We start from the raw sequence: 24,819 nt of genomic DNA on the forward strand, positions 1-24,819 counted from the left end.
ACAGGAGAAATAAATGTTAATGTTGTAGGTGGACGAACAGATTATATGTTTTCTTGGACTGGGCCAAATGGATTTGTAAATACTAGCCAAAATATTGATAATTTGTTTGCTGGAGTTTATAATCTAACTGTTACTGACAATTCTGGATGTATTGATGCACTACAAGTTGAAATTATTCAAAATAGTCAAATAGATATTGATGTTACTGCTATAGAAATAATGTGTTATGGTGATAATGATGCTTCAATAACCATTAATACAATTATAGGCGGAGTTCCACCTTATGATATAGCTTGGAGTAATTTTGCTACTGGGAATGTGCAAAGTAATCTTTCACCAGGTACTTATACTATAACCATTACGGATTCAGAAAACTGTTCTAGAGATTTTCCTACTGTAATTGATGCTCCTCCTATATTTTTAATAGATCCTGTAGTGACACAAATGTCATGTTCTGGTGAAAATGATGCAAGTATTACTCTTAATTTTGTTGGAGGAGTAGATTCTGTAACTGTAGTTTGGGATGATGATGCCACAGCAGGTACAGAACGAAATAATTTAGCACCAGGAACGTATTCGGTAACTATTACTGATGGTATACCTTGTGTGATTCAAGAAAGTTTTACCATATTCAACATATTGCCTTTAGAGCTTTCGGCCAATATTACCAATGCTCTAGATTGTGATAATACCAATAGTGGTGCTGTAAACTTATTAATACAAGGAGGAACACCTCCTTTTGATGTAGTATGGTCTAATGGGTCTGTAACTGAAGATTTAATAAATGTACCTCCAAATACTTATGTAGCGAATGTTACTGATGCTAATGGTTGTGAAATACAAGGGAGTTGGGACGTAATTCGATTTGATCCTTTAGTTCTTAATGTTGAAACACGAACCGAAGTAGACTGTGAAACAAAATCTTTGAATCAAACTTTTATTGCTATGGCTAGTGGAGGAGTACCACCATTTCAATACAATTGGTCGAGTGGCACAGTAAGTGGAATAAATAATGAAATGATGACTACAAATGAAGATGGACTTGTAATTTTAGAGGTTGTAGATAGTCAAGGTTGTACAACTGACTTTAATCTTAATGTTGAATCTCCTGTTTTGGGAGATCCAGATTTTACAATATCTTCGTTTGGATTTTTAAATTTTGGTGTATTTGCGATTCAAGATCCAATTGAATTTATAAACTCTGCTACAGGTGATTACGAAAGTATATTATGGGATTTTGGTGATGGCAGCTTCTCTTCAGAAGAAAACCCAATACATACTTATTTTGAAATAGGAAGTTATATAGTAACACAACGAGTTACTTATCCTTTTGGTTGTGTTTATGAAAAGATAATTACTTTAATTATAGAAGAAGGTTATAAATTGATTATGCCAAATGCATTTACGCCAAATGAAGATGGTCTAAACGATCGCTTTGGTCCTGAATATATTGGTCTTAGTAGCTTAGAATTTTATATTTATGATACATGGGGAAGCCTTGTTTATTCTGATTTTGGTGATGCGATTGAAGGTTGGGATGGTAAAGTTAAGGATGAAGAGGCTGAAAATGGAAACTATTATTACACGTTTACTGCAAAAACCTTTTATGGTAATGTGATTAAGAAACAAGGAGCTTTTGTATATATCAAATAAAACCAAAATGACATTAAGAAATAATATAACAGTTATAGTATTGGTTTTAGTTGGTTTTTATGCCAGTGCTCAAGATCCAATTTTCACTCAATCTAACTATATCCAAGAGTCTCTAAATCCAGGGTTTACTGGTTTTGAAGATGATGAAAGAATAAGCGCAGGTCTTTTAAGTCGAACACAGTGGCCTAATTTAAATTTAAAGGTTCATACTCAATATTTTTATATTAATAAATCATATGAAAATAGTAGAAGTTCAGCCTATGGCCTTGGCTTCAATTTTCTTTGGCAAAATGAAGCAGTTAGTAATTATAATTTTTATCAAGCTAATGTAAACTATGTCCATCGCGTTAATCTAAATGGTGGTTGGTTTTTTAGACCAGCAATCGAAGTAGGTTTTGGGCTAAAGGATGTAAAATTTAAAGGGCTAAGATTAGCAGACCAAATTAATATTAATACTGGTGTCATAAACCCAATTTCAGTTGACCCATTCAGAGGTAATACAGATAATGCTAGGTTTATAGATATTTCATCAGGTTTTGTTTTTGAGAAAGAAGAGTTGAATGATATTTCATATTGGTTCGGAATTTCTGCTAAACACCTTAATCGTCCTGATACATCATTTATTAGAGATCAAAATGTACCCTTAGATATTTTCTATTCACTTCATGGAAATTTCCGCTTTCCATTTTTACTTGATTATCGAATTATGATGACTGCCAATTACATGCAGCAAGGTGAATACAATCGCTTAGATATAGGATCATTATTTCAAGTAAATCAATTTTTAGTTGGCTTAACTGCTAGTACTAATCCAGCTAAAAATGACGGTAATAGCCATTTGTTAACTTCTGTAAATGGCTTTTTAGGGTTAGAGTATGAGGCCTTTAGATTCGGACTGTCATATGATATGGATGTATCTAAAATAGGTCGTACTAATGGTGTTTACGAATTTTCTGTGACCTATATGTCTCGTTGTAGAACATGTCCTAATGATAGAAGTAGGAAGCGATAATATTTTTATAATACAGAGGTACTTTTCTTTTAAGTCTTGATATGCAATACTGTACATAAAAAAAAGTCCAGCACTTTTGTGCTGAACTTTTACTATTGTAGCGAGAACGAGAATTGAACTCGTGACCTCCGGGTTATGAATCCGACGCTCTAACCGACTGAGCTACCTCGCCATAATTTCGGCTGCAAATATAAAAACAAATTCTACGACAACAAACATAACATTCTAAAAAAATAATTTTTAGTTTAAAGTTTTGAATTGCCCCATAATTGTATATATTGAGCATATAATAAATGCATTTATGGACGATAAAGAAAAATACGAAATGGAGTTTGTGATACAAGCTTCGCCTACACTTATATATACATACATATCAACACCTTCAGGTTTATCAGAATGGTTTGCAGATAACGTAAACTCACGAGGAGAACTATTCACTTTTATTTGGGACGGTTCTGAAGAACAAGCTAAATTACTTAGTAAAAAAAATGGTGAACGTGTGAAATTTCGTTGGCTAGCAGATGATGAAGATGGAGCATCATATTACTTTGAGATCCGAATTCAAGTTGATGAAATTACTAAAGATGTATCCTTAATGATTACTGATTTTGCTGAAGATGATGAGATTGAAGAAGGTAAGATGCTGTGGGAAAATCAAATTGGTAGTTTAAAGCAAGTTTTAGGCTCAAGGTAACACGTAACTAACTCAACTATTATATCTTTGTCTCGATTTAATTTAAAGTAAATCGAGACTTTTTTTATGGTAAATTTTAATGGAACATTAATATCTGCATCAGATTCAAAATTATCAACTCATAATAGAGGTTATAAATATGGAGATGCTCTTTTTGAAACTCTAAAAGTAGTTAATGGAAAGATTTTCTATTGGGAAGATCACTATTTTAGATTAATGGCTTCTATGCGAATTCTAAGAATGGATATTCCCATGACATTTACTATGGAATTTTTAGAATCAGAAATTTTAAAAACGGTTAAGGCTAATGATTTATTAAACACCTCTGCTAGAATTCGCTTAAATGTTGATAGAGGTGAAGGTGGTAAATATTTACCATCAGATAACTCAGAAGTAAATTTTAATATTGTTGTAGAGCCACATTATAGCCCTTTTTACACTATTGATACGGGTACTTCGTACATAGTTGATTTATATAAAGATTATTTTATGGCTCCTGGTTTATTATCTGGATTAAAGTCTAACAATAAAGCTATTCAAGTAATAGGGAGTATTTATGCTAAAGAGAATGATTTAGATAACTGTTTGGTATTAAATACAAATAAGAGTGTTATTGAGGCTTTAAACGGAAATTTGTTTTTAGTTAAAGGAGATAAAATAAAGACCCCACCTTTGGAAGATGGTTGCCTTAAAGGTGTAATGCGAAAACAAATATTAGAGTTACTTGTTAAGGATGTTAATTTATTTGTTGAAGAAGCATCTATAAGCTCTTTTGAACTTCAGAAAGCAGATGAGTTATTTATAACAAATGTTATTAAGGGTATAGTGCCTATAACAAAGTATCGTAAAAAAACATACGGAACTGATTTTGCTCAGAAGACAATAACTAAATTAAATGCAAAGTTGAGGTTAACTTAATTATAACTTGGATTCTCGGGAGCATTAGACCAAATGCTATAATCACCACCAAGTTCTAACATTTTTTCGCGCCAAAATGAAGGGCAACATTTAGATATTATATCATTGTCATATACGTTTTCTGATACTAGCCAAGCATTAGACTGGAGTTCACTATCTAATTGTTGTTGATCCCAACCAGAATAGCCTAAAAAGAATCTAATATCATCTTTAGATATTTTATCCTCATTAATTAAATCTAAAACCACATTAAAATCTCCTCCCCAAAAAATACCGTTAGATATTTCTATACTATTAGGGATTAACTCTGGTGATTTGTGTATAAAATAAAGATTATCCTGTTCTACAGGACCACCATTATAAACGGTGAATTCTGACTCTGTACCTTCAATTAAATCTTTAAGGTTATAATCTAAAGGCTTGTTTAAGATAAAACCAACCGAACCTAATGCGTTGTGATCTGCTAATAGAATCACAGCACGATTAAATGAAAGATCACCTATAATAGATGGTTCCGCAATTAAAAGATTGCCTTTTTCAGGTTTAGTCATTGATTTATCTGCGTTAAAGACAAATAAATCTAGAGTATTTTTTTTAAAAAAGCAACTAATGTTATTTAAAATTAGAACAAAAAAAGCCTGCTCATTGAGCAGGCTATGTATTTTTTAAGAAAAAACCTCTTAGTTTACAGCACTACTTAAGTCAGAACCTGCCTTAAATTTTACTACATTTTTAGCTTTAATCTTGATAGTCTTTCCAGTTTGTGGGTTTCTTCCATCTCTCGCAGCTCTTCTTGAAACTGACCAAGAACCAAATCCTACTAAAGATACTCTGTTTCCTTTTTGTAAAGATCCTTCGATATCAACTAACAAAGAGTCTAATGCTTTCTTTGCTGCTGCTTTAGTAATTCCAGCATTCTCTGCCATCCCGTTGATTAAATCTGTTTTGTTCATAAAATATTAAATTTAAATTGTTAAAAAATCGGTTTTTAAATTGTAGTAGTTAAAAATCCGTACACAAATTTATTAGGAATATTAAGCTACGCAAGTAATAGCAAGGGAAATAAGCCATTTTGTTGATAACTTGGGGCATTTGTTAATAAAGGATTGTGTTTTGTCGGATTTTTTCCTAGGTCAATAACAACAAGGGTTTACAGCAGTTTTGCTGATTCAGAAAATTGAAAGCCATTTAATAAGGATTTTATTTCCATTTTTCGCTTTCCTGGAAGTTGCATTTCTTTAATAATTATGAAACCACCTTCGCATGCTACTTTCAATTCATCTTTTGTAGAAATTATAAAACCACCTTTATATCTGTGATTAATATTAAGCTTCTCGACTTCATATAACTTTACTGTTACTTGTTCGTTTTCTTTATTATCTAAATAACACCAAGCAGATGGAAACGGGTTTAGACCTCGTATCTTATTATATATAGTATCTACTTTTTTTGACCAATCAATTTTACAATTGTCTCTATTCAGTTTGTATGCTGTTTTTAGATCCTTTGTTTGTGGTTGGATTGTGGTCTCTACAGAATCAAATTCAATTTGCTGAATTGTTTTAATTACTAAATCACTTCCAATCCTCATAAGATTATCATGTAGCTCTCCAACTGTTTCATCTGGTTCTATATTAGTGCTTTTAGTCATTATAATAGCACCAGTATCAATTTTGTCGTCAATAAAAAAAGTGGTAACACCGGTTTTTGTTTCTCCATTAATAATAGCCCAATGAATTGGTGCAGCACCTCTATATTGTGGTAGTAACGAGGCATGAAGGTTAAATGTGCCATATTCCGGCATTTGCCAAACAACTTTTGGTAACATTCTAAAAGCAACAATGATTTGTACATTTGCATTTAATCCGCTTAGTTCTTCAATAAAGGATTCAGCTTTTAAATTTTTGGGTTGTAAAATGTTTAGACTATGTTTTAAGGCAAACTCTTTCACAGCAGAAGCTCTTAATTTTTGTCCACGACCTGCTTTACGATCTGGGGCAGTTATAACTCCTACAACATTATAATCATTACCAAGGAGGGCTTCTAAGGTTGCTACTGCAAAATCTGGGGTACCCATAAATACAATTCGTAAATCGCGTTTCTTTGTCATAGAATAGAGTAGGTGTTAGCTTGAGTTATTTTAATTTTTTTTGTTTCAATTAATTCTGATAGACTTTTTAGCAAAACTTGTTCAGAACAATTTAGATATTGTAATAATTGCCGCGAAGATAAATCTTCTGATTCTAAACTTTTTAAGATTAGATTGGAAATATTGATTTTGATCGATTTTTTATTACTAGAATTTTCTTCAATACATACAGAACATTTTCCACACTTAGTTTTTGTCTTTTCGCCAAAATAGGCTAATAGTTGTTGGCTTTTACAGACATCGTTATTCTGAATATAACTTAGAACTGTTTCTATTTGTTCATGTTTTAATTGATGTTGTTGCTCTATTGTTTTTGCGATTGGGTTTAAAGTAATGTCGTCTTCACGCGGTTTTAAAAATGTAATCTCAGAATCTGTATTTGCCATTTTAAGACTGATAACTTCATCTTTTTCTAAGCGTTGTAATTGCTCTATGATTAACTTCTCAGATAAATTAGTTTTGTTAATGATAAGACTGAGATTGACCTTTGTTTCATAATCAAAAATGCCGCCATAAGTTCTTAACAATACTTTGACCAAAGTGTTTAAATCTAAATGAGTTTCTAGATATGCAAACAACGCTGTATTAGTAATTGTAAATTGAATTTTAGTTCTGAAATTAAAATGTTGAGTAAGAGTAATAATAGCGTTTCTGTCTAATAACAACAGCGCGTTGTATGTAATACTTGTTTTTAATTTATAGGTATTACAGAAAGATTTAAAATCGAATTGATGCGTGCTATTTTCTCCTTCACCATATGGGATTTGAAAATAATTACACAACTTATTAAATACAGTTTTAACAAAACTAACAGCTGGTAACGTGCTTAAAAATTGATTACGAAGATGATCCTCATCAATATGTTGTTTTAGAATAATTGCATGCGCTAATTCACCATCTCTACCAGCTCTACCAGCTTCTTGATAATAACTTTCTAAACTTTCAGGTAAATTGAAATGAATTACTGTTTTTACATTTGCTTTATCAATTCCCATTCCAAAGGCAGTAGTAGCAACAATAATCTGTTTTTGATTATTAGTCCATTCATATAAGCGTTGCTGTTTTTCTTTATTAGTAATGCCGCCATGATAAAATGTAGAAGAAAATCCTTTAGCTGATAAAAAGTTATGAATATCAGAAGTTGCTCTTCTGTTTCTTACATATATGATGGAAGGACCTTGATGCTTCTTTAAAAAATGTTCTAACTGAAATAGCTTGTCATCAGTATGTATAACGCTATATGCAATATTAGATCTTGAAAAGGAAGCTTTAAATATTTTTGGGTTTGCAAAATCTAAGTTTTCAATAATATCATCAACCACCTTATGTTTTGCTGTTGCAGTTAAGGCAATGCAATTTACATGTGGATGTATTTGTCTTAATGCATTTATGTGTTTATAGGCTGGTCTAAAATCATTTCCCCATTGACTGATACAGTGCGCTTCGTCTACAACAATTAAATTCACTCGCATCTGCTGAATCCTTTCCTTTACTAATGGCTGTTGTAAACGCTCAGGTGAGAGGTACAAAAACTTATAATTGCCATAGATACAATTGTCCAATTGTGTATCTAAATCTTTGTAAGACATACCTGAGGTCAAAGCAATTGATTTTATACCTTTTACTTTTAAGGTATATACCTGGTCTTTCATTAAAGCAATCAAAGGAGATATCACAATACAAATACCATCATTAATTAATGCAGGGATTTGAAAGCATATTGATTTTCCACCTCCAGTCGGCAGCAGTGCAAAAGTATCTTGCTTGTTTAATATCGAATTTATGATATCTTCTTGAAGAGGTCTAAATGACGTGTGATTCCAATATCGTTCTAATACTTCTAAAGGATGCATATTATAGATTTAGTTGCTCTATAATAAATTGGGTTCTATCTTCAATTGTTCCAAAAGGAACTTCAATACAATTGTAACCAAATTGCTGATAAGTTTTCTTTAATTGATGATATATGTCTGTTGCTTCTTTAAAAGTTTCAAATCGTTCTGCATCATCCTTGTAAATTGCTTTCCAAGGAGGTAGTATAAATACATAATCATACTTATGTTTACTACATATATGAATAAAGTTTTCACTAATGTCTTGGTTAAAGTAAGACATATATGCTAATACATCCGGCATACCACGATCAAAAAATGAAAGCTTTTCATCTAGATGCTTTGCTGACTTAAAATCATCAACTCTTAGATTAATTAGTGTTGTGTTAAATAAAACAGAATCGCTGACTAAAGCTATTGGATTAGAATGATTTTCGGTAATATCACCTGAGTTTTGAGCCTCAGCTGTTAATTTACGAATAACCTCTTCAAAACATTTATATCCCTTAGAATTTAAGTCGTCAATTATGGCTGTTTTTCCTGTGGCTGGACCACCTGTAATAACAATTCTTTTCGGATTCAAATTGGCAGTATTTTTGCAGTAAATTTAAATATAAAAAATGTAAAGTTAAATGTATCTTTGCATTTGAAAAAAAATAGCATGGATAGTTCTAAAAAAACAGAAGAGTTTTACGACAAACTAAAAACACAATTATACGATACTGCACTTTGGCCTACAGAATACCTATACAAATTTATAGTGCTTTCTATAGGTACTGGAATTAATGATATTGAAAACCTTTTTAATGGTTTAGGGGCAGTTATAAATACCAATGCATCTAAGAATGGTAAATATACAAGTGTTTCCATTAATGTTAGAATGAAAAACCCTGAAGCAGTTATAGCTAAATATAAGGAAGTTGCTGAAAAGGTTGAAGGTGTAATTTCCCTTTAAAAAACTATTTAGATTCTTATTTTTTTGTACTTTGCAACAAAACCTAGAGACTACGGGTTTTACAATTATTTACTACACATTTTACAATTTTGATTGACGATTTAGAATACAACACGGAACGCGAACACTTAATTATACCAGAGTATGGACGTCATCTTCAGAAGATGATTAATCATGCAAAGTCTCGCGAAACCAAAGAAGAACGAAATAAATTAGCTAATGCTATTATTTCTGTAATGGGAAATTTACAGCCACATTTAAGAGATGTGCCAGATTTTAAGCACAAGCTATGGGATCAGTTATTTATTATGGCTGATTTTGATATAGATGTAGATTCACCTTATGGTGAACCTTCAAAAGAAGAGATTCAAGCACGACCTGATCCTTTAAAATATCCTCAGAACCACCCAAAGTATCGATTTTATGGAAATAACATAAAGACAATGATTGATGTTGCTGTAAGTTGGGAAGAAGGTGAACTAAAAGAAGCTTTAAAGTTCACAATTGCGAATCACATGAAAAAGTGTTTCCTTAATTGGAATAAAGATACGGTTGAAGATGCTGTAATTTTTAATCATTTATTTGAACTTTCCGATGGGAAATTGAATATGAAAGATAGTGATGAAGCATTAAGCGAATCTAGTAGCTTAATGCGAACGAAATCTAAATACGGTGGGAAAAACAATTCCAACAAAAAGAATAATAAAAAGAAATATTCCAATAACAGAAAACGTTACTAACAACGTATGGGGACATTTAAAATAGAGGGAGGCCACCAATTAAAAGGCGAAATTCAGCCTCAAGGTGCAAAAAACGAAGCCTTACAAATATTATGTGCAGTACTCTTAACTGCTGAAGAAATTAAAATAGATAACATTCCTGATATTATCGATGTTAATAAACTCATTGCTTTATTAAAAAAGCTTGGTGTTAAGATTAATAAAGTAAGTAAGGGATCTTATACATTTAAAGCGGACGAAGTTAATTTAGAATATTTAGAATCTGCTGAATTTAAAGAAGATGGAAAAGGACTAAGAGGTTCTATTATGATTGTTGGACCTTTATTAGGTCGATTCGGAAAAGGATACATACCAAAACCAGGAGGAGATAAAATTGGTCGTCGTCGTTTAGATACACACTTTGAAGGCTTTATTAATCTAGGAGCAAAGTTCCGCTATAACAAAGAAGATTTATTTTATGGTGTAGAAGCCGATAAGCTAAAAGGAACATATATGCTTCTAGATGAGGCCTCTGTTACTGGTACTGCAAATATAGTTATGGCAGCTGTTTTAGCTAAGGGCACTACAACTATTTATAATGCTGCTTGTGAGCCTTATTTACAACAGCTTTGTAAAATGTTGAATCGTATGGGAGCTAAAATTTCTGGTGTTGGTTCTAATATGTTGATTATAGAAGGTGTTGATGTATTAGGTGGGACGGAACATAGAATGCTACCCGATATGATAGAAATAGGTAGTTGGATAGGTTTAGCTGCAATGACTAAAAGTGAATTAACAATTACCAACGTAAGTTGGGATGATTTAGGTCAAATACCAAACGTATTTAGAAAAATTGGAATTACAGTAGAACGTCAAGGAGATAATATATATATACCTGCACATACTGATGGTTATGAAGTACAGAGTTATATTGATGGATCAATATTAACTATTGCAGATGCTCCATGGCCAGGATTTACTCCAGATTTATTGAGTATCATTTTAACGGTTTTAACACAAGCAAGAGGAAGTGCAGTAGTGCATCAAAAAATGTTTGAAAGTCGTTTATTCTTCGTAGACAAGTTGATTGATATGGGTGCAAAGATTATTCTTTGTGATCCACATAGAGCTACAATAATAGGTCATGATTTTAAGTCAACTTTAAAAGCAACTACTATGACATCTCCAGATATTAGAGCTGGTGTATCTTTGTTAATTGCTGCATTATCTGCAAAAGGGACATCTACAATTCATAATATTGAACAAATAGATCGTGGTTATGAAAATATAGCAGAGCGTTTAAGAGCAATTGGAGCTAAAATTGAACGGTTATAAAGTAATTAGATTCAACGATAAAAATTATAAATAAGAGCCTCATTCAATGAGGCTTTTTTTGTAGCTCATATTTATTGCTGTTCTATGATAAAATAGTTCTCAAGCTTTAAATATAATTTATGACTATTCTGTTTTTTATATAATGTTATGATTCTGTTGATTTCACCATCTATCGATAATATTGTTGATTATAACTTACAGGTTAAGGATTACATATGAATATATCGTATATTACTAATTAGAAGACGTGAATTTTTAACACGATGAATACTATTTTCCCTTTAAAACACTGTATTCTATTTTGTCTTTTTCTAATTAGCCAATTTGTATATGCTCAATTAGATGATTTCAATTTTTCAGTGTCAACAACTGATGAATCATGTGCAGGTAATGGTTCTATTTCTATGACAGTTACAGGAACTACATCTGGTGCTTCTATTAGTTATATTCTTTTTTTATATCCAGATACTGATACACCAATAGCGCAAACTTCAGCTGACACATTCAGTAATCTAGGAGGTGGGAGTTATTTAGTTCAAGCGATACAGACTTTAGGTGAATTATAAAATACACAAAGCGCTGATGCTAATATTAATGATACAATATCAGTTTTAGATTTTGAAGTTAGCCAAGCTTTTTCAGGCGAATGTAATAACGCAAGCTTAATTGTAACCTCATTATCTGGGAATGCGGAATCCTATGAAATTATATCTGGCCCGATAATTTCCCCACTACAAATGGATAATACTTTTAATGACCTTGTTGAAGGTACATATGTTATTCGTGTTTTTGATGATTGTGGGAATGCATTAACAAAGACATATACTTTATTGCTTAGTGATGTTACATTTTCAATAGTCGCTTTAGAACAACCTAATTTAGTTAATAGCTGTGAAGAGACAACAATAAGTCATTTGATTACAGCTCCACCTGAGAGTATACTTTTTTATCCTATAATTGTAGATTATACTATTAGTCTTTTAGATGGTAGTGGTCTAGTCAGTTTCAGTCGGACCTTTGAAAACGGTCCAGAAATGGTACTAGAATTAAGTGAGATTATACAAAATTACGATGATCAGATTTTTGAAATAGAAATTGTAGTAGAAGATCAATGTGGAGATATTGTAACTAATACAGAGGAAATAAACCCAAATCCTCAAGTGCTTATGACTCCAATTTCTAGTATATGTGTTAGTAATTTAAATATAACTGTAACTAATCTTTTTCCAGCTTATTCCTTAGAATTTGCCGAAGCTCCTGTTGATTTTGACGTTTCAGTTTATACGGATAATACTGATGGAATTTATACAGAGTTGTCGATTAGTTTTGAACAAGAGGATAGCAGCTTACCATATGGTACATATAGTGTTACTATAGTTGATTCATGTGATAGAATAGGTACAGCTACTATTGATTTAGTAGAAGAACCAATAGAGCCAGTTATAACAGCATCTAATGGCGGATGCGATCTGCTTGTTGGTTCGCTGACCATTAGTATTCCAGATAGAGAGATTGTATCTGCTACATTTACTGAGGCGCCATCAGCTTATGAAAATACTACACCAGACGATATTTCTGAATTTATTAGTGAAGGATTTTTAATAATAGATGAACTTGTTAAAGGTATTTATATTTTAGAAATGATTGATAATTGTGGTAATACTTATCTCGAAGAAATTCTAATACCAGATCTCGCAGATCTTCCTATTAACGTAGATACATCTCCTAATTGTACTTCAGATACTGGTACTCTAAGAATTGCTGGTTCTTATGAAACAGTCGAATCTGTAATTATCACTGATGCACCAGCTGCATTTTCAATGCCATTACCTTTTGATTATAGTGAAGCGATTTTAGCATTAGGCATTTTCTTTATGGATAATTTACCAGTAGGTAGCTATACAATTGAGTTTACAGATACTTGTGGTAATGAATTTATGTTCAATCAAAGCATAGAAAGCTATACTAGTAATCCCTTAATTTATAATTTGTAAAGAAATTGTGGGTCTTTTGATTTAGGTATAGATGATAATGATGATTCAGCAGTTAATCAGACGTATTGGCTTCAAAAGTACAATTCAGAGAATGATAGTTGGGGTCATCCAGATACTGGTATTATTTATGCTGAAGGTGAGTTGCCTAATACGTCAAACTCCATTTCCATTCAAAATGGTGAGACGATCTTAAATATTTTCTTTACCAGAACATTTAGATTGATTAAGGCATTTCAACCTATTAATACTTTAAATCCTAATGAGTATTGCTTTGACATTTTTGCAGAGTTTGATATTTGTTCAGATTTAATTATAAATGATGTGTTTAATCTTAATTGTGATGGTGGGTCAGGGCCATCCGATATTTTGGTAGATGTAATAGGTACTCCTCCTTATGATTTTTCTATAATTTCACCTCTAGTTATAGATAATGGGAATGATAATATTTTTACAAATTTGAGCCCTGGAGTTTATGAAATTAGAGTTGAAGACTTGTGTGGTAGAATTGAAGTTATAAGTATAAATTCTTTGGATTTACTTCCAGTAGTTAGTATTGGTACACCAACAGATTTGGTTATTTGTAATGAGGTTTCTAGCAACCAGGCTGTTTTTGATTTATCGCAGCAATATGCTCAACTATTAGGTAATCAAAATCCAGAGAATCTGACCATCACGTATCATTTAACACAAAGTGATGCAGATTCTGGTAATAATCCCATCTCAGACATATATGAAAGTACACGTAATCCTCAAACAGTTTATGTTAGAATGACTCATAATACTTTAGATATCTGTTATGAAACTGACTCTTTTAATTTAATAGTAGGTGTTATTCCTCAGCTAGGACCAGATGTGTTTATTACCATTTGTGAAAACAATTCAATTCAGCTTTCAGCAGATTCAGGTTATTCTAGTTATTTATGGTCAACTGGTGAGAGTTCTAGAATTATTGAGGTGGATGCTTCTGGAGTTTATTCCGTTATAGTTTCAAATGATTATGGTGATTTTTATTGTGAATCGACTAAGATCTATTCCATTGAGGTATCTGGTGAAGCTAATATTGATGCTGTTATAATTGAAGATTTCACTTCTAATAGTAATTCTATTTTTATTGAAGTATCTGGACTAGGGGACTATGAATATTCATTAGATGGTATAAATTATCAACCAGAGAATTCCTTCACAGATTTGGTATCTGGAGATTATACGATTTTTGTAAGAGACATAAATGGTTGTGGAGTAAGCACAAAAAGTGTTTCTTTAAACTACGTAAAGTTTTTTACGCCCAATGGTGATGGTGATAACGACTATTGGTAAATTTCTGGATCTCAATTTGAACCATATATGGAAGTTTATATTTACAATAGATATGGGAAATTATTGACAAGTTTTTTTTGGTAATCAAAGAGGTTGGGACGGAAATTATAATGGTAAAATTATGCCTACTAGTGATTACTGGTTTGTGGTAGAACGTAATAATGGTTTGACTTATACAGGTCATTTTACTCTAAAACGTTGAAAGTTATCCATCAGTATTAGTTGTTTCTTATCCAAATCTATAATAAACTAAAAAAGCTTCAAGGTTAATTGAGGCTTTTTTAGTTCATATTAATTGGATGTTATTTCATAGAATACAAAAATTGTTCACTTACAATTTTCCCATCTTTAACTTCAAATACAGCAAGTTCTTCCATTTGTTGTCGTCCTCTATCCTTAAAAGTGACATCAAAAGTCATTTTGGAAGTAAAATGATTTCCTGCTACAACAGGTTCACTTATAGTACCTGAATGAAATTCAGTAACGTTACCTAACCACTCTTCATTTTTATTCCATACGTTTTGTCTTCTAGAGATTTCCTCGCCAGGCATTCCTGGCATTTCTTTACTTACTACATTATCTGCATAGAGTTCTTTAATACAATCTAAATTTTGATTTTGGCTACACATCTCATGCTATTTTTTAGCTACGTCCCAAGTATTCATAATTGTTTTGATTTTAATAATTAGTGAGGTAAAGTTAACTAAAACCTAATGTATTTATCTTAAAATAATGTTGGGAAAAATTAGGTAAACAAAAAGCTCTGTGACTAATCAGAGCTTTTTAAAAATTATTTAGTGAAATGGTTATTTCAGTTAAGATGTTATACATCTTATTTTATTAACGCTCATATTTTTGAATTATTGTATAATTAGTAAAAATAAAATACAAAAAGCAATAAAAAAGTTAATTTAATGCCGATTTATATGTGTTTAAGCAACGTTCCCTAGCTGTTTTATGATCTACAATTGGTTGATGATACGTTAATTTTTCAAAATCAGGAACCCATTTTTTTATGTATTCTAACCCTTTATCAAACTTTTGGATTTGCGATGTCGGGTTAAAAATTCTAAAATATGGAGCAGCATCAACACCAGAACCAGCGACCCATTGCCAATTACCTATATTACTAGACATTTCATAGTCATGTAATTTCTCAGCAAAGTAGGCTTCTCCCCATCTCCAATCTATTAATAAGTGTTTGCACAAAAAGCTACCGACTAACATACGTACTCTATTGTGCATAAAGCCAGTTTCATTTAATTGGCGCATGCCAGCATCTACAAACGGATAACCGGTTTTACCTTCGCACCAGAGTTTAAATTCTTCTTCGTTATTTCTCCATTCTATTCGATCGTATTTAGACTTAAAGGAATCTTTTGCTGTATATGGGAAATGCCAAAGAATTTGCATAAAAAACTCACGCCAAATTAATTCTTGCCAAAAGATTTCGTTTTCTTCAGCAATAGCTTTTTCTACCATTTTGCGCACGCTTACTGTGCCAAAACGGAGATGAGGGCCTAAACGAGAGGTTGAGTCTTTTGCAGGAAAGTTCCTTGTAGCTTCGTATTCTTGAATTAAAGTTGGTGTTAGTTTATAAGAAAGGATTTTTTGTGACGATTCTTTGAAACCAATATCTGATAAACTCAAATTTGGTAAATTTATCTTTTTCACAAGATTACCTAGCGCTTTTTCAGATGGATAAAATTTTAAATCATTGGATTTAAACTTCTCCTTCCATGTGCGCATGTATGGAGTATAAACAACATATGGATTACCATCTTTTTTTACCACGTCATCTTTTTCGAAAATGACTTGGTCTTTGTAGGTTTTAAAATTAATATTTTGTTCTGCTAAAAAATCTTTAATCTTTGTGTCGCGTTCGTTTGCATAAGGTTCGTAGTCATGATTTGTATAAACTTCTGAGATATCATAATCTTTAATTAACTGCTTATATATGTCTTTTGGCTTACCATGAAACATTGCAATACCACTATCATGATTATCCTGTAGAATCATCCTCATACTTTGAAGTGTATCATGAATATAATTGACACGCGCATCATTTTCAGGAAGCTTATCTAGAATTTCAGAATCAAAGATAAATATTGGTAGTACAGGGTTATCAGATTTCAAAGCATTAAAAAAGCCAACATTATCATCTAATCTTAGATCTCTTCTAAACCAAAAAATATTTAGCGTTTTATTCATTCTAATACTTTCCGAATAATTCTTCGAGTTTTTTAGTTCTATAATTAAAAATCTCTTCTAGTTTTGGTTTTACTAAAAAAGGATGAACCATTTGCCCAAGAATTCCCATTGGTACTTTATAATCTATTATGTCTTCCATCTCTACACCTCCTTCAATTTCTTTTATAAAATGTTTATGATGCCATAAGGAATAAGGTCCAAAACGTTGCTCGTCAACAAAGTATTCATAGTCTTTAACATGAGTGATTTCTGTTACCCATTTGGTTTTTATACCTAAAACAGGTGTAACGATGTACTGAATAATTTGTCCTGGAAACATTGGTCGATCCGAACCAGAAAGGATATTAAAGCCCATATAATCTGGTGTGATAGTTTTTAAATTCGCAGGACTTGATAAAAACTCCCAAGCTGTTTCAACAGAAATTGGTAAATTCTGTTTTTTATGAAGTGTATATATTTTCATTTCTAATTATTAAAAACGATGTAACCATTTAAAGATGTCGCTATACAAAGCCATATGATGTAAGGCAATAATAGATATTTCATTTTGCTCAATTTTTCATCACCAAAACTTATAAAAAGGTAAAGAATAGTTAACGTTAAAGCAATGATAGTTACAAGTGCAATATTTGTTAAGTGTTGATTGAAAAAAATATAATTCCAGCTTACATTAAGCAATACCGCAATACTATAAATAGTAATAACAAACTTAGACTTCCTAATAGAAAATAGATAGGTGAGGTAAACAGAAAAGCAGATCATTATTAATGTCCAAGCTGCACCAAAAACCCAACCAGGTGGCTCCCATGGTGCTCGATTAAGATTAGTGTACCAACTAGAAATAGGTCCATCATTCATTAAATAACTACCTAGTGCTAGTCCACCAAAATTGATAATTAAGAATAATATAAGAAGAAAGATTTTTTTCAACTCACTATTGTTTTAAGATTTCAATCTGCTCAATAATTTTTTGAGCTTCGGCATACCTTTTGTCACTTTCTGCTCTGTTTGTTGTTGAGAGTTTGTGCCAATCTGCCATTAGCTTTTCGTATTGCTTTTGTAGCTTGTCTAACTCAGAGGTTTTTTTAAATATCCCGAACATAATGTTATTTTAAAAATTTAGTAATCCTAGAATTCATTGGTTTAGTGATAGAGTAGAAGAAATCTAACAACTCACCATTTTCATCTATCATGTACTTTTGAAAATTCCATTTCACAGTAGAATTTTGCTTTCCATTTATGGCTTTGTTGGTTAGCCAATCGTATAAAGGATGTTTATTATGGCCCTTCACGTCAATTTTTTCTGTAATAAGGAATGATACTCCATAGTTTATTTCACAAAATTCTTGAATCTCTTCAGAGCTTCCAGGCTCTTGTTTTCCAAATTGATTACAAGGAACACCTATAAGAACTATGCTATCTTTATAAGTATATTGTAGTTCTTGTAACTCTCTATATTGTGGTGTAAAGCCACATTTAGAAGCTACGTTAACAAATAGTATCTTCTTTCCTTTATAGTCAGATAAATTAATAGGTTGTCCTTGTAAGTTATTGATATCTATATTGTATATAGATTTTGTTGATTTTTGAAAAATATTTCTATCTGTTGCTTGTAAGGTGCTAACGAATGCTTTGAGTGGGTTCATTTACTATATTTTAAAACTTACTATTCCACAATCCATTTCAAAAACTTGTCCTGATAAAGAAGATCCTTTATCTGAAAGAAGAAATCCTGCCATATCTGCAACTTCCTGTGGTTGTAAATATTTTTTTAATGGATGTCGTTCATTCATATTCTCAATCATCCTCTCATTACGCAATAATTTTGATGCTAATTCTGTATCTGTAACTGTTGGTGCAATTGCATTTACTCTAATCGTTGGAGCTAATTCTGCACCCAAAGATTTCGTTAAGCCTTCTACAGCAGATTTTGAAGCTGCTACACTAGCATGGAAAGGCATACCTAACTTAGCTGCCACTGTGCTGAATAATATGATAGAAGGTTTATTACCGTTTTTTAAAGCAGGTAAATATTTCTGAATAGCTTTTACAGCACCTAAGACATTAATTTCAAAATCATTTTTAAAATCATCAATACTTAATCGATTGATAGGTTTTAAATTGATGCTTCCAGGACAATAGACTAATCCATCAGCACTTTCAATATCTGGTAACTCATCAGAAATCACATCACAATCGTAATGTTTTAGATTTGGATGTGAATGTTCTGGCGCAGTTCTACTGATGTTTACAACTTCATCATATGAAGTAAGCAAAGATGAAACAATAGCATTGCCAATACCTTTGCTTCCTCCAATCACTATTAACCTATTCATAGTTTTATGATGCTGTTAATGGACGTCCTTTTAAACGTTTTTCAATTTTCTGTTTTATAACGGTAAGACGTTTCATTAAGTCCATTAATTTAGAATCTTTTTCCTCTTTGTATAATTCGTTTACCTCCAAGATGATATCTTTTGCTTCTCTTGCAGCTATAATTCTGTCACTTGTTGTTTTGAATGAAAACTTTCTGTTTTCGAACTCTATAGCTTTTTCTATTGTATCCATAGCTTAATTGTTTATATAATTCTGTAATTCTGAAATTTTTGAAGCGGTATTAAACTCACCTCCGTAATATGTTGTTACTGTAGCTGATGTATCATCCTTAACACCTCTTGAAGAGACACATAAATGCTTTGCATCTATAATTACAGCAACATCTTCGGTTTCTAAAATCGTTTTTAATTCGTTTGCAATTTGATTTGTTAAACGCTCTTGTACCTGAGGACGTTTTGCATAATATTGAACAATTCTATTTAATTTAGAAAGTCCTATAACTTTGCCTGATGATTTATAGGCTATATGCGCTTTTCCTATGATAGGCACAAAGTGATGTTCACAATTAGAGTAGAAGGTAATATTTTTTTCTACTAACATCTGGTTATATTGATATTTATTATCAAATAATGCGATTTTAGGTTTATTCTCTGGGTCTAATCCAGAAAATATTTCTTCAACATACATCTTTGCTACACGATTTGGTGTCCCTTGCAAAGAATCGTCAGTTAAATCTAATCCAAGCACATCCATTATTTCTGAAAATAAAATAGAGATGCGTTGTTTCTTTTCGTCATTAGACATTTCAAAAGCGTTTGGCTTCATTGGTGTCTCAAGACTTGTAAATAAGTGGTCGTCACCAATGTCTTCCGAAGAAAATCCATTAAGTTGGTAACCATTTGTTTTGGAAATTGTTTCTGTATCCATAGAATCTTTTTTATGTGCTGTCTCTAAGTACTCCACACTTAAATCAAAGCACGAGTTAACGTTTTGAAATAGAGTTATTTGTTATTAGACGTTGTCTAGAGCATTTAAATCTGCCTTCGTCAAACGTTCTTATTTTACTATGTTTTGTAGCTCTGCCTTGTACGCGAGCTCTCCATAATCTAAAGCTCTTTGGTTTTAATTCTCTTCGCATTAGAGTGATGACATCTCGTTCTTTTAACCCGAATTGGAATGTTATTGCACCAAAAGGTGTCCTATCTTCCCATGCCATTTCTATAATGCGATCGATATCTTTAAGTTTTAAATCCATAAGCTTTGAGGCATTGTATATTCTAAATCATATTTTACTTTTTGATCAAGTAATTTATCAAAGAAATTTTTGTTTTCTCTGAATGTTTTACTGTTTCTAAAGTGAATAAATCGTCCTTGAGCATGTATGCTAGAGCCATTTGTTTTATATATAACTAATTGATAATAGGGAATAATCCATGTAAAATTTTTTAAACCTTGGTTAATCATTACTAAAATACCTTTTGGTCTTAATTCAATATTTGCATAGTTAATATCTGACACAGTGTTCATTATCGACCTCATATTCGGACTCACATCATCAATAATCATCCGTTTAGAGCCTATTCCTCTTAATTTCAATTTCTGTACCAAACTAAAAGAACTGCCAATTAAGTCAGATATAATTTGTTTGTGTTCAGAATTGTGATGTGTAGTATTAAGTATCATAACTACCCAAAGTTACAAAATGTTTAACTTTTTACACGTATAGTTAAACAAAAATTAACAGAGAATTATGAAAGTAGGGAAATTAGTCATAGATATAACGTTATTCATCTCTCAGCATACGATTTCGTTGACTTATAGTATGTCGTTTTAAGATACGAGAACTTTCACGTCGCACTTCTGGATCGTCTTTCATATTCCAAAGAATATCACTAGCACGTTTACGATTTTCTTTAATATTTACTATGGGTTGCGGATAATCTTCTCCGAGTTTGAAATTATAAAAAGCCTCTTCCATCTCAGTCATAAGGTAAGGTTCGTGCACAAAAGGTGTCTCAAGGGGAGCGAGTTCAGGAACCCATTTTCTAATGAATATAGCATCAGGGTCGTGTTTTAAACTATTAGTGGTAGGATTATAAATTCTTAAGTTGTTAATACCAGTTTCTCCTGCTTGCATTTGTAGTTGTGGAAAGTGAATACCAGGTTCAAAATCTAAAAACTGTTGGGAAAGATGCCTCGTTGCGGACTGCCAAGGTTGCCACAGAATATGGGTAAAGAAGGATGCCAACATGGCACGCATTCTAAAATTCACATAGCCAGTTTCTATTAAACAACGCATACTAGCATCGACTAAAGGAAAGCCTGTTTTACCTTCAAACCATGCTTGCTGATATGTATCGGAAATACTTTTCTTTAGTTTATGATACCCTTTATTAACACTTGCCTCTTCCATGGTATGTTCCATCTCAAACTTTTGAATGAAATGCGCCTGCCAACGTAATCGCGATAGAAAAGCACTAATGTGACGCTTATATTTAGATGCGGATTTTACCTTTTTACCAGCTTTGAAAACTTGTCTTATAGAGAGGTTTCCCCATGCGATGTAAGGTGAGATACGACTGCAACTGCTTCGAGAAGCTTCTGGTTTTGATATATTAAACATATAATCCTCGTGTCGACTATCAAAAAAGGAATTTGCATATTTCCAACCTACTGTACTGCCGCCTTTTTGAAATTTAGATTCAGAAGGAGTATCTAAATGCGTTACTGTAAACACTTTTTCCAGATTATCAATAGCCGTAATACTTAACAATTGATTGTCTTTAGGTTGAAACACTTCGAGATCTTGAGCCATATAAGATTCCCAATTTTCAAACCAATTATCTCTGTTAACTAAGCCACGTTCAACACCATTATTTTTATTTTCTTGCCATTGAATAAAATTATTTCTACAATAGCGTTTAAACTCTTTGTCTCTATTGTATGTAATCAATAATCCTGTTTCTACATGAGAATAAACGGTATCTATCCTGTAAAACTCTTGTAATATATTAAAAGCACTCTGTATATCGCAATCTATTGCTAAAACCTTTGTATTATAAGATTCTAATTGTTTGTTTAAATCCGAAATAGATTCTTTAATGAAATTAAAATGTCTTTTACTGTAATGCTCGTCATTTAATAAGATAAATTCAAAGACATAAATTATTAATGTTGGTTTTCCCGATTTTAAAGCATTCGAAATCGCTTCATTATCTAGAAGGCGTAAATCTCGCTTTAACCATACAATATTAATGTGCTCTCTCTTAGTCATTATCTAATATCTTAAAATATGCTTCTGCATTAGCAAAATGCTTCTCCTGTTTTTCTTTATTCATTTTATCAAATGTTCTTATAAGCATTCCTAATCGAGGATTACTTAAAAAGAAATCGCGATGCTTATCCATAAATGTCCAGAATAACCCATCCCAAGTTGGTTGCCAATCTCCCTTAGAATAATTACTCATTTTCATAATGTAATTACTACTGCTGATATACGGTTTTGTTGACATTAAACCACCATCTGCATATAAACTCATGCCATAGACATTAGGTACCATAACCCAATCGTAAGCATCTATAAATAATTCCATAAACCATTTATATACATCGTCCGGATCAAACTCGCATAACACCATAAAGTTTCCTAAAATCATTAACCGTTCAATGTGGTGTGCGTAACCAGTTTTTAAAACTTTTTTAATGACATCGTCAATAGGCTTTACACCTGTAGAACCATCATAAAATGATTTCGGAATCTTTCTACTAAATTTCCAAAAGTTTCTGTTGCGTTCTTCTGTACCCTTCACTTCGTAAACACCTCTGATAAATTCTCTCCAACCCAAAATTTGGCGCACAAATCCTTCAGTAGAATTTAATGGAATATCATTTGTTTTGGCATAAGCAATAGCAGTGTCGATTACATATTTTGGTTCTAACAGACCGACATTGATCAAAGGTGATAATAGACTATGGTTTAAAAAGTGTTCTTCCTTTACGATAGCATCTTCATAGACTCCAAACTCATGAAACCTGATTTCTAAAAATTGTTGAAACCAATTTTCAGCAGTTTTATAATCTATGGGATAGATTGAAAAACCTGTGAGTTGACCATTATGTTCACCAAAGTTAGAATTGACATAGTTTTCCGCCTCCTGGTGAAATTTAGTCTTATCAGGAAACTGAATTCTTGGAGGCATTTTATCTTTTGGATATTTCTTTCGGTTATCTGAGTCATATGTTAGTTTACCACCTTCTGGCTCACCGTTAACCATTAAAATATCTCGCTCTTTTCGTTGCTGTTTGTAAAAAGACGTTTGAAAGAATTTCTTTTTCGTTGGTTTAAAAAATGAGATTAATTCTTCTTTAGAATTTATAAAAAGTGGATTTTTATACCATTCTATTTCGATATCCTTTGTTACCAAATTGATATGTTTTTGTAGCCAATTGTCAGTAGGATCAATGATATGAAGTTTTTGAATACCATCTTCAATTAGCTTTGGAATCAAATGTCTAACATCGGACTTTTTTGATGTGGCTTCAATGTAATTCACTTTTTTCCCTGTGCCTTCTAAATAATTTCCATATGCTTTCATGGATCCTCTATGAAACGCAATTTTTTGCTTATGAAACTTATAATGTTTAAAGAATAAAAATTCTTCAACTAAATAAATAGTATCAATTTGGTTTAAAACTTCAGTTGTTTTAAATAATTGATTTGGAAATATTAGTGTACTTTCTTTTAACATGTTTATTCCTTTGTACTTATTTATGTATGATCGGTCAAAGTGCTTTTTTCAAACTTATTATGAATTAGTATAATAGCTAATCCGAATAAAACTGCTGATATTATTAATACGGTACTGACCAATCCATTTACTCCAAATGACATTCTGATTAAGATGGTTGATACTACAAAACCCGAGTTTCTAATTATTTTGTGAAACTTATCGGTGTAAAAGAAGGAAATCAAAAGTAAAACAACATCAACTAAAATTAGTACTGTAAAGAATTCGTCGAAAAATAGATTATTGATGGTTTCAAAATCAGGTATTGTATTCGAAGCTAAGGAAATATTTGACATCCAGCTAAATAATGTTATTAAAGCCATTATTAGAAATATTGGAACTAGAGCAACGGCTATTATTTTTTTTCTATTAATGAATCGTTCAATTTTAGTTTCTTTATTTTTTGGTTTCTTCACTTTTATCATCCCTTGTTTTTGAAATTGAAAAATCAAGTAAAATAAAATTATTGATGCAAGAATATCATATGTGAATTGTAAATCTCCTTTTACTTCAAACCAATTTGACGTGAGTTCAAGACCAGATAAATCTTTGAATAATTTTCTAATAATTATAAGTGTTATAATTTCATACTGTTTAGTTATGTAGGTTGTAAACGATTTTGGTAAATAATAGATTAACAAATAAACCTCATAAATAAGGATAAATGAAAATGGTGTATAAATTGATGATATCGAGTTATTAAATAGCTCTGATTCTAAATGAATATTTATAATATTAATCTTAGATAAATAGATTAGAGTCAAATGAACGAATAACCCAATTAGAGCTATATATAAGATTATTTTCTCAATCTTCTTTTTGCTAATTTCAGAGAAAAAAATAGCATAGATTTTATTTAAAATTATCATTATTTATATGTTCTTAAAATTTAAATTATTCTTAATG

29 protein-coding genes, 1 tRNA gene and 1 pseudogene are annotated in these 24,819 nt (G+C 31.6%); 11 read left to right on the forward strand and 20 right to left on the reverse strand.

Annotation, left to right across the window (positions count from 1 at the left end; genetic code table 11):
* Nucleotides 1–45: 45 nt before the first annotated feature.
* Both WPG_RS12990 and WPG_RS12995 read left to right on the forward strand, forming a co-directional pair.
* Nucleotides 46–1,653 carry a gliding motility-associated C-terminal domain-containing protein gene (locus tag WPG_RS12990; RefSeq protein WP_052471279.1) on the forward strand — a complete coding sequence of 536 codons (1,608 nt, stop codon included), beginning with the start codon at nucleotides 46–48 and terminating at the stop codon, nucleotides 1,651–1,653.
* A gap of 7 nt (nucleotides 1,654–1,660) precedes the next feature.
* The gene (locus WPG_RS12995; RefSeq protein ID WP_045475582.1) at nucleotides 1,661–2,665 is read left to right on the forward strand and encodes a PorP/SprF family type IX secretion system membrane protein; all 1,005 of its coding nucleotides are present in this window, start codon (nucleotides 1,661–1,663) and stop codon (nucleotides 2,663–2,665) included.
* A gap of 98 nt (nucleotides 2,666–2,763) precedes the next feature.
* Here WPG_RS12995 and WPG_RS13000 read toward each other — a convergent pair.
* Nucleotides 2,764–2,837, reverse strand: a tRNA-Met gene (locus WPG_RS13000).
* A gap of 129 nt (nucleotides 2,838–2,966) precedes the next feature.
* Between WPG_RS13000 and WPG_RS13005 the strand changes: the two genes are divergently transcribed.
* Both WPG_RS13005 and WPG_RS13010 read left to right on the forward strand, forming a co-directional pair.
* Nucleotides 2,967–3,359: an START-like domain-containing protein gene (locus WPG_RS13005; RefSeq protein ID WP_045473455.1), complete on the forward strand. Its 393-nt coding sequence runs from the start codon at nucleotides 2,967–2,969 to the stop codon at nucleotides 3,357–3,359.
* 66 nt (nucleotides 3,360–3,425) lie between these two features.
* Complete coding sequence (locus WPG_RS13010; RefSeq protein WP_045473457.1) at nucleotides 3,426–4,277, forward strand: aminotransferase class IV; 852 nt, start codon at nucleotides 3,426–3,428, stop codon at nucleotides 4,275–4,277.
* Here WPG_RS13010 and WPG_RS13015 read toward each other — a convergent pair.
* From WPG_RS13015 to WPG_RS13035, 5 genes are all read right to left on the reverse strand, one after another.
* Entirely contained in the window at nucleotides 4,274–4,828 is a 555-nt protein-coding gene (locus WPG_RS13015) for a YqgE/AlgH family protein (protein WP_045473459.1), read from the reverse strand. The genes WPG_RS13010 and WPG_RS13015 overlap by 4 nt on opposite strands.
* A gap of 129 nt (nucleotides 4,829–4,957) precedes the next feature.
* Nucleotides 4,958–5,230, reverse strand: a complete 273-nt coding sequence (locus tag WPG_RS13020; RefSeq protein WP_008271173.1) for an HU family DNA-binding protein — start codon at nucleotides 5,228–5,230, stop codon at nucleotides 4,958–4,960.
* Between the two features lie 197 nt (nucleotides 5,231–5,427).
* Nucleotides 5,428–6,387, reverse strand: coding sequence for a methionyl-tRNA formyltransferase (fmt, locus tag WPG_RS13025; protein ID WP_045473462.1), 960 nt, complete (start codon nucleotides 6,385–6,387; stop codon nucleotides 5,428–5,430).
* Nucleotides 6,384–8,279: an ATP-dependent DNA helicase RecQ gene (locus WPG_RS13030; protein WP_045473464.1), complete on the reverse strand. Its 1,896-nt coding sequence runs from the start codon at nucleotides 8,277–8,279 to the stop codon at nucleotides 6,384–6,386. The genes fmt and WPG_RS13030 overlap by 4 nt, the downstream gene beginning before the upstream one ends.
* Before the next feature lies 1 nt (nucleotide 8,280).
* Entirely contained in the window at nucleotides 8,281–8,841 is a 561-nt protein-coding gene (locus WPG_RS13035) for an AAA family ATPase (RefSeq protein WP_045473466.1), read from the reverse strand.
* Between the two features lie 78 nt (nucleotides 8,842–8,919).
* Between WPG_RS13035 and WPG_RS13040 the strand changes: the two genes are divergently transcribed.
* The 7 genes and pseudogenes from WPG_RS13040 to WPG_RS19005 form a co-directional block, all read left to right on the forward strand.
* A complete protein-coding gene (locus WPG_RS13040) occupies nucleotides 8,920–9,213 on the forward strand; it encodes a DUF493 family protein (protein ID WP_045473468.1) in 294 nt (97 codons plus the stop codon).
* An 89-nt stretch (nucleotides 9,214–9,302) separates the two neighbouring features.
* Nucleotides 9,303–9,953: a DUF4290 domain-containing protein gene (locus WPG_RS13045; RefSeq protein ID WP_045473470.1), complete on the forward strand. Its 651-nt coding sequence runs from the start codon at nucleotides 9,303–9,305 to the stop codon at nucleotides 9,951–9,953.
* A 6-nt stretch (nucleotides 9,954–9,959) separates the two neighbouring features.
* Nucleotides 9,960–11,267, forward strand: coding sequence for a UDP-N-acetylglucosamine 1-carboxyvinyltransferase (gene murA / locus WPG_RS13050; RefSeq protein WP_045473472.1), 1,308 nt, complete (start codon nucleotides 9,960–9,962; stop codon nucleotides 11,265–11,267).
* Nucleotides 11,268–11,530: 263 nt separating this feature from the next.
* The gene (locus WPG_RS13055) at nucleotides 11,531–11,833 is read left to right on the forward strand and encodes a hypothetical protein (protein ID WP_144374477.1); all 303 of its coding nucleotides are present in this window, start codon (nucleotides 11,531–11,533) and stop codon (nucleotides 11,831–11,833) included.
* Between the two features lie 171 nt (nucleotides 11,834–12,004).
* On the forward strand, nucleotides 12,005–13,261 hold the full coding sequence (locus WPG_RS13060) for a hypothetical protein (protein WP_045473476.1): 1,257 nt from the start codon (nucleotides 12,005–12,007) through the stop codon (nucleotides 13,259–13,261).
* 219 nt (nucleotides 13,262–13,480) lie between these two features.
* A complete protein-coding gene (locus WPG_RS13065) occupies nucleotides 13,481–14,578 on the forward strand; it encodes a hypothetical protein (RefSeq protein ID WP_045473478.1) in 1,098 nt (365 codons plus the stop codon).
* Between the two features lie 94 nt (nucleotides 14,579–14,672).
* A pseudogene (locus tag WPG_RS19005) lies at nucleotides 14,673–14,780 on the forward strand (T9SS type B sorting domain-containing protein); the annotation flags it as partial.
* A 100-nt stretch (nucleotides 14,781–14,880) separates the two neighbouring features.
* Here the strand turns inward: WPG_RS19005 and WPG_RS13070 are convergent.
* From WPG_RS13070 to WPG_RS13135, 14 genes are all read right to left on the reverse strand, one after another.
* The gene (locus tag WPG_RS13070; RefSeq protein WP_231850192.1) at nucleotides 14,881–15,207 is read right to left on the reverse strand and encodes a nuclear transport factor 2 family protein; all 327 of its coding nucleotides are present in this window, start codon (nucleotides 15,205–15,207) and stop codon (nucleotides 14,881–14,883) included.
* A gap of 277 nt (nucleotides 15,208–15,484) precedes the next feature.
* Nucleotides 15,485–16,789 carry a cryptochrome/photolyase family protein gene (locus WPG_RS13075; RefSeq protein ID WP_045473480.1) on the reverse strand — a complete coding sequence of 435 codons (1,305 nt, stop codon included), beginning with the start codon at nucleotides 16,787–16,789 and terminating at the stop codon, nucleotides 15,485–15,487.
* 1 nt (nucleotide 16,790) lies between these two features.
* Nucleotides 16,791–17,252, reverse strand: a complete 462-nt coding sequence (locus tag WPG_RS13080; protein ID WP_045473482.1) for an SRPBCC family protein — start codon at nucleotides 17,250–17,252, stop codon at nucleotides 16,791–16,793.
* Nucleotides 17,253–17,254: 2 nt separating this feature from the next.
* Nucleotides 17,255–17,719, reverse strand: a complete 465-nt coding sequence (locus WPG_RS13085) for a TspO/MBR family protein (protein WP_045473483.1) — start codon at nucleotides 17,717–17,719, stop codon at nucleotides 17,255–17,257.
* Nucleotides 17,720–17,723: 4 nt separating this feature from the next.
* Nucleotides 17,724–17,891: a Lacal_2735 family protein gene (locus WPG_RS18080; protein ID WP_045473485.1), complete on the reverse strand. Its 168-nt coding sequence runs from the start codon at nucleotides 17,889–17,891 to the stop codon at nucleotides 17,724–17,726.
* 4 nt (nucleotides 17,892–17,895) lie between these two features.
* Nucleotides 17,896–18,435 (reverse strand): glutathione peroxidase, encoded by a 540-nt coding sequence (locus WPG_RS13095; RefSeq protein WP_045473487.1) that lies wholly within the window; start codon nucleotides 18,433–18,435, stop codon nucleotides 17,896–17,898.
* Nucleotides 18,436–18,438: 3 nt separating this feature from the next.
* Complete coding sequence (locus tag WPG_RS13100) at nucleotides 18,439–19,125, reverse strand: SDR family NAD(P)-dependent oxidoreductase (protein ID WP_045473489.1); 687 nt, start codon at nucleotides 19,123–19,125, stop codon at nucleotides 18,439–18,441.
* Between the two features lie 4 nt (nucleotides 19,126–19,129).
* A complete protein-coding gene (locus WPG_RS13105) occupies nucleotides 19,130–19,357 on the reverse strand; it encodes a hypothetical protein (RefSeq protein ID WP_045473491.1) in 228 nt (75 codons plus the stop codon).
* A gap of 3 nt (nucleotides 19,358–19,360) precedes the next feature.
* Nucleotides 19,361–20,053, reverse strand: coding sequence for a GTP cyclohydrolase I FolE (gene folE, locus WPG_RS13110; RefSeq protein ID WP_045475584.1), 693 nt, complete (start codon nucleotides 20,051–20,053; stop codon nucleotides 19,361–19,363).
* A gap of 55 nt (nucleotides 20,054–20,108) precedes the next feature.
* Complete coding sequence (locus WPG_RS13115) at nucleotides 20,109–20,381, reverse strand: TIGR03643 family protein (protein WP_045473493.1); 273 nt, start codon at nucleotides 20,379–20,381, stop codon at nucleotides 20,109–20,111.
* The gene (locus WPG_RS13120) at nucleotides 20,372–20,809 is read right to left on the reverse strand and encodes a hypothetical protein (protein ID WP_045473495.1); all 438 of its coding nucleotides are present in this window, start codon (nucleotides 20,807–20,809) and stop codon (nucleotides 20,372–20,374) included. Before WPG_RS13120 ends, WPG_RS13115 begins: the two co-directional genes overlap by 10 nt.
* A gap of 100 nt (nucleotides 20,810–20,909) precedes the next feature.
* Nucleotides 20,910–22,400 (reverse strand): cryptochrome/deoxyribodipyrimidine photo-lyase family protein, encoded by a 1,491-nt coding sequence (locus WPG_RS13125; RefSeq protein ID WP_171817184.1) that lies wholly within the window; start codon nucleotides 22,398–22,400, stop codon nucleotides 20,910–20,912.
* Complete coding sequence (locus WPG_RS13130) at nucleotides 22,393–23,874, reverse strand: cryptochrome/photolyase family protein (protein WP_045473499.1); 1,482 nt, start codon at nucleotides 23,872–23,874, stop codon at nucleotides 22,393–22,395. Before WPG_RS13130 ends, WPG_RS13125 begins: the two co-directional genes overlap by 8 nt.
* 20 nt (nucleotides 23,875–23,894) lie before the next feature.
* Nucleotides 23,895–24,782, reverse strand: coding sequence for a hypothetical protein (locus tag WPG_RS13135; RefSeq protein WP_045473501.1), 888 nt, complete (start codon nucleotides 24,780–24,782; stop codon nucleotides 23,895–23,897).
* Nucleotides 24,783–24,819: the final 37 nt, after the last annotated feature.

Source organism: Winogradskyella sp. PG-2 (genome assembly GCF_000828715.1).
In the GTDB taxonomy this organism is placed as follows: domain Bacteria; phylum Bacteroidota; class Bacteroidia; order Flavobacteriales; family Flavobacteriaceae; genus Winogradskyella.